The sequence below is a fragment of the Microbacterium sp. CPCC 204701 genome, from assembly GCF_004010105.1.
Classification (GTDB): Bacteria; Actinomycetota; Actinomycetes; order Actinomycetales; family Microbacteriaceae; genus Microbacterium.
In genome coordinates this window covers 1-4,778 of record NZ_RRYE01000240.1, presented here as the reverse complement: position 1 = coordinate 4,778, position 4,778 = coordinate 1, and the positions used below count along the sequence as shown (strand labels likewise).

4 protein-coding genes and 2 pseudogenes are annotated in these 4,778 nt (G+C 70.3%); 5 read left to right on the top strand and 1 reads right to left on the bottom strand.

The features are described from left to right. Positions 1 to 187 (top strand): annotated as a pseudogene (locus EIO58_RS18855) (hypothetical protein); the annotation flags it as partial. A gap of 21 nt (positions 188 to 208) precedes the next feature. Here EIO58_RS18855 and EIO58_RS12895 read toward each other — a convergent pair. Further along, complete coding sequence (locus EIO58_RS12895) at positions 209 to 1,384, bottom strand: acyltransferase family protein (RefSeq protein ID WP_127819879.1); 1,176 nt, start codon at positions 1,382 to 1,384, stop codon at positions 209 to 211. A gap of 100 nt (positions 1,385 to 1,484) precedes the next feature. Between EIO58_RS12895 and EIO58_RS12890 the strand changes: the two genes are divergently transcribed. From EIO58_RS12890 to EIO58_RS12875, 4 genes and pseudogenes are all read left to right on the top strand, one after another. After that, positions 1,485 to 2,366 (top strand): alpha/beta fold hydrolase, encoded by an 882-nt coding sequence (locus EIO58_RS12890; RefSeq protein ID WP_127819878.1) that lies wholly within the window; start codon positions 1,485 to 1,487, stop codon positions 2,364 to 2,366. A gap of 9 nt (positions 2,367 to 2,375) precedes the next feature. Next, positions 2,376 to 2,793: pseudogene (locus EIO58_RS12885) on the top strand (alpha-amylase family glycosyl hydrolase); the annotation flags it as partial. Positions 2,794 to 2,953: 160 nt separating this feature from the next. Next, on the top strand, positions 2,954 to 4,180 hold the full coding sequence (locus tag EIO58_RS12880; protein WP_127819880.1) for an LLM class flavin-dependent oxidoreductase: 1,227 nt from the start codon (positions 2,954 to 2,956) through the stop codon (positions 4,178 to 4,180). Position 4,181: 1 nt separating this feature from the next. After that, positions 4,182 to 4,778 (top strand): CE1759 family FMN reductase (locus EIO58_RS12875; protein ID WP_127819877.1); only part of this gene is annotated, 597 nt, incomplete at its 3' end.

The following is a 4,778-nucleotide window of genomic DNA, read 5'->3' as shown; positions in this document are numbered from 1 at the left end:
CGCGCGGCTCGCGTGCACGCCGCGCGACGTGGCCGAGCGCGTCGCACGTGCCGCGGAGTCGAAGCGGCCCCGCGCGCGGTATCGCGTCGCGCCGTCGGCGATGCTCATGCTGTCGCTGCGCCGCGTGCTGTCCGAGCGCGCATTCGAGCGGGTGCTGCGCACCCAGTTCCCCTCGCCGCGGCCGTAGCCGCACTCGGACCGCGACGACTCAGTCGTGCCGGCGCGGACCGTGCCGCGGCATCCGTTCTTCCTCGCGAGGCCGTCGCGAACCGGTGGGGTCGCTCCGACGACCCTCGCGACGGGCCAGTCTGCCGTCGGCGAAGAGCCACGCAGGGCGCGGCTCGATGAGCGGCCGGAACAACCACCGGACGGGCTTGGTGGCCAGGCCCAGTGCGATCACCAGCGACAGCAGGACGACCAGCGGCAGCCAGATCCAGGTCGGCTCGGCATTGCGCAGCAGCCCGTTCTCGCGGAACGGGTACAGCACGAACGAGTGCAGCAGGTAGACGTACATCGTGTACTGGCCGAAATGCGTCCACCAGTGGCCGCCGCGCGGCACCAGTGCGAAGAACGCGGCCGACAGCACCAGCGCGACGGCCATGAGCCCGAGGCGCACGCCGCCCGCCCACCACTGCGTGCCGCCGATCGCGGCGTAGTTCTCGTCGTAGAACAGCCACTCGCGCAGGTTCATGGACCGCCAGCCGTCGACGAAGAACCAGGCGGCCCAGCCCGCGACGGCGAACAGGCCGAGTCCTCCCGCGAGCACCCACCACGGCCGGCGGTCCAGCAGGGCGAAGCGCGCGACGATGTCGTGCTCGCGCAGCCACCAGCCGAGAGTGAAGAACGGCAGGAGGCCCAGCGTCCGCGACAGCGAGAACGTCGAGTCGATCCCCGCGACGTAGCCCGCGCCGATCGAGATGGCGACCGTCCATGCGAGCGGCCAGCGCAGGAGCGCCAGATAGGGCAGCACGAGGCGGAAGATCCCCAGTGCGAGCAGGAACCACAGCGTCCAGGAAGGCTCGGTGAGATCGGCGGTGGCCCGCCCCTCGATGAGCCACTTCGTCAGGGTCCACAGCCCCTCGAAGATGACGTAGGGCACCAGGATGTCGGTGATCACGCGGGCCATCTGGGTCTTCGTCGGCGCGTCGGACTTCGAGAAGTACCCCGAGATGATGGCGAACGCAGGCATGTGGAACGCGTAGACGACGAGATACAGCCCGAGCGCGATGTCGGAGTCGTAGGTCAGCCGCTGCACCGCGTGCCCGAGCACCACGAGCACGATGCAGGCGAACCGCGCGTTGTCCCAGAACGGCAGGCGACGGCGGGGTCGGGCGACGGATCCCGTCGGCGTCGCCGCGGTGGGCGGCGGGCTGCTTCCGGTCATCGTCCACCCCCTCGCTGCGCGCTGACCAGACTAGTCCTCACGCGCCGCTCCGCTCCGCGCGCACCGCCGGGTCGCGGAGGGCGGTAGTCTCGTCGGCGCGATGACGACGATCGACGACGCGCTGCAGCGCGACCTGGCCATCCCGGACCTCGACTGGCATGTGTTCCCACCCGCCACCGAGCGTGACGTGTTCGAGGCGCCGAGCGGGAGCCTCGCGCGCGTGCGTCTCGGCGACCCGGGTGCGCCGCGCGTCGTGCTGGTGCCCGGGGTGGTGGGGTCGAAGGAGGACTTCGTCCTGATGTTCCCGCTCTTCGCGGCGGCCGGCTACCGCGTCGAGTCGTACGACCTCGCGGGACACTACGAATCGGTGGATGCCGGACCCGCGAACCTCGATCCGCCCCGGGCGTCGTACGACTACCGCCTGTTCGTCGACGACCTGGTCGCCATCCTCGAGGACGGCGGCCCGGCCCACGTGCTGGGCTACAGCTTCGCAGGACTCGTGACGGAGCTCGCTCTCGTCGAACGGCCTGACCTGTTCCGCAGCCTCACGCTGATGTCGGCGCCGCCGGCGACGGGCCAGGTGTTCCGCGGCGTCAAGCACATCGGCCCGATCTCCGACATGCCGCCGCACCGGGCGGCCGGTCTCATTCTCTGGGGCATCCGCTACAACCTCAACCGCACGCCTCCCGGCCGCATCGCCTTCGTGCGTGAGCGCCTCGGCGTCACGAGCCGCGCCTGCATCGACGATGTCGTGGCGCTCATGATGGCGATGCCCGATGTCGCCGACGAGGTCGCCGCCGTCGACGTCCCCAAGCTCATCGCAGTCGGCGAGCAGGACCTGTGGCCGCAGGCGCAGCATGACGCCTACGCGACGCGCATCGGGGCCCGCGTCGCGATCTACCCGACCGGGCATGCGCCCTGCGAGACGACGCCGCATCAGCTCGCCCACGACATGCTTCGGCTGTTCGCCGACGCGACGTAGGGTGTCGGGATGGGAGCGGCCGAGACCCCGAACGACCCGCCGGCCTGGTGGACCGGCGCCGTCGTCTACCAGGTCTATCCGCGCTCGCACGAGCGCGGCATCAAGGTCGTGATGGATCTCGTCGTCAACCACACCAGCGACGAGCACCCGTGGTTCGCGAGTCGCGCTCGTAGAGGCAGAGCGCCAAGCGCGACTGGTACTGGTGGCGGCCGCCGCGCGCGGGCATGTGGCCGGGCGCGCCGGGCGCCGAGGCGACGAACTGGGGATCGTACCTCTCCGGGTCGGCGTGGGACTTCGACCAGTCGACGGGGGAGTGCTACCTCCACCTGTTCAGCGCAAGCAGCCGGACCTCAACTGGGAGAACCCGCACGTGCGCCACGCGGTGTACGACATGATGCGCTCGCCGGGAATCGACGGATGCCGCGTCCCCCGTCATCCGGTCGGGAATAACCTTGCTCCGCACGCGTTACACGAGATACATTCATTTGCATAGATTCGCCGAAGCGGAGATCCCGCGCGACGAACGGAGCCCTGAGACAGGGGAGCGGAGAGAAGCGATCGTGAGCGAGAGCACCACGTGGTCGGGAATGCAGTTCGGCATCTTCACGGTGAGCGACATCACCGAGGATCCGACCACCGGCACCACACCGAGTGAGGCGGAGAGGATCCAGGCGACCCTCGAGATCGCCCGGCATGCCGAGGAGGTCGGGCTCGACGTCTTCGCGCTGGGCGAGCACCACAACCCGCCCTTCTGGTCGTCGTCGCCCACCACCACCCTCGCCTACGTCGCCGCCCAGACCGAGCGGCTCATCCTCTCGACCGCCACGACGCTCATCACCACGAACGACCCGGTGAAGATCGCCGAGGACTACGCGATGCTGCAGCACGTGTCGGGCGGACGCGCCGACCTCATGCTCGGCCGCGGCAACACCGGCCCGGTGTACCCGTGGTTCGGCAAGGACATCCGCCAGGGACTGCCCCTCGCGGTCGAGAGCTACAACCTGCTCCACCGGCTGTGGCGCGAGGACGTCGTGGACTGGGAGGGCCAGTTCCGCACTCCGCTGCAGGGCTTCACCTCGACGCCGCGACCGCTCGACGGCGTTCCGCCGTTCGTGTGGCATGGTTCGATCCGCACGCCCGAGATCGCCGAGCAGGCCGCCTACTACGGCGACGGCTTCTTCGCGAACAACATCTTCTGGCCCAAGGAGCACTACCAGCGGCTCATCACGCTCTACCGCCAGCGCTTCGCGCACTACGGCCACGGCACGCCCGAGCAGGCGATCGTCGGCCTCGGCGGTCAGGTGTTCATGCGCGCCAGCTCGCAGGACGCGGTGCGGGAGTTCCGCCCGTACTTCGACAACGCGCCCGTGTACGGACACGGCCCGTCGCTCGAGGACTTCAGCGAGATGACGCCGCTGACCGTCGGCTCGCCGCAGCAGGTGATCGACCGCTACGCCGCGATGCGCGAGACGTTCGGGGACTACCAGCGTCAGCTGTTCCTCATCGACCACGCCGGCCTGCCGCTGAAGACGGTGCTCGAGCAGCTCGACATCCTCGGCGGCGAGGTCGTGCCGGTGCTGCGCAAGGAGCTGCAGCAGAACCGGCCGGCGGAGACTCCGGATGCCCCGACCCACGAGAACCTCGTCGCTGCGACGTACGGCGACCAGGCGCCGCGCCGCGCGGTGCCCGGCGCGAACCGCGGCGACAACCTCGTGGGCGAGAGCCCGTACCAGGACGCAGCTCCGAAGGCAGGCTCCGCCGTGCCCGTGGGCGCGGCGTTCGGACTCGGCGGCTCGAGCCGGAAGGATGCGTGAGATGACCGGCGCATCCCGCCGCATCGCGGTGCTCTCGGCCGGCCTCTCGAACCCCTCGTCGACGCGCATGCTGGCCGACCGCCTCGCGGCTGCGACGGCGGCGCAGCTCGCCGAGCGCGGCATCCAGGTCGACGTCGATGTCTTCGAGCTGCGCGACTACGCGCACGACATCACGAACAACCTGCTGACCGGCTTCGCGCCGCCCGCGCTCGAGTCGATGGTCAACGCGGTGGTCTCGGCCGACGCGATCATCGCCGTCACGCCGATCTTCTCGACGAGCTACTCCGGCCTGTTCAAGTCGTTCATCGACGTGCTCGACCCCGACGCCCTCACCGGCACGCCCGTGCTGATCGGCGCGAACGCCGGCACCGCGCGCCACTCGCTCGCGATCGACTACGCGATCCGGCCGCTCTTCACGTACCTGCACGCCGAGCCGGTCTCGACCGGCGTGTTCGCCGCCTCCAGCGACTGGGGTGCGTCGGCCGACAGCGTCGCGCCGCTGGGCGAGCGAGTCGACCGCGCCGCGCGGGAGCTCGCCGAGGCGATCGCGCGGCGCCAGCCGGTCGAGGACGCCGACCCGTTCGATCCCGCCGATTAC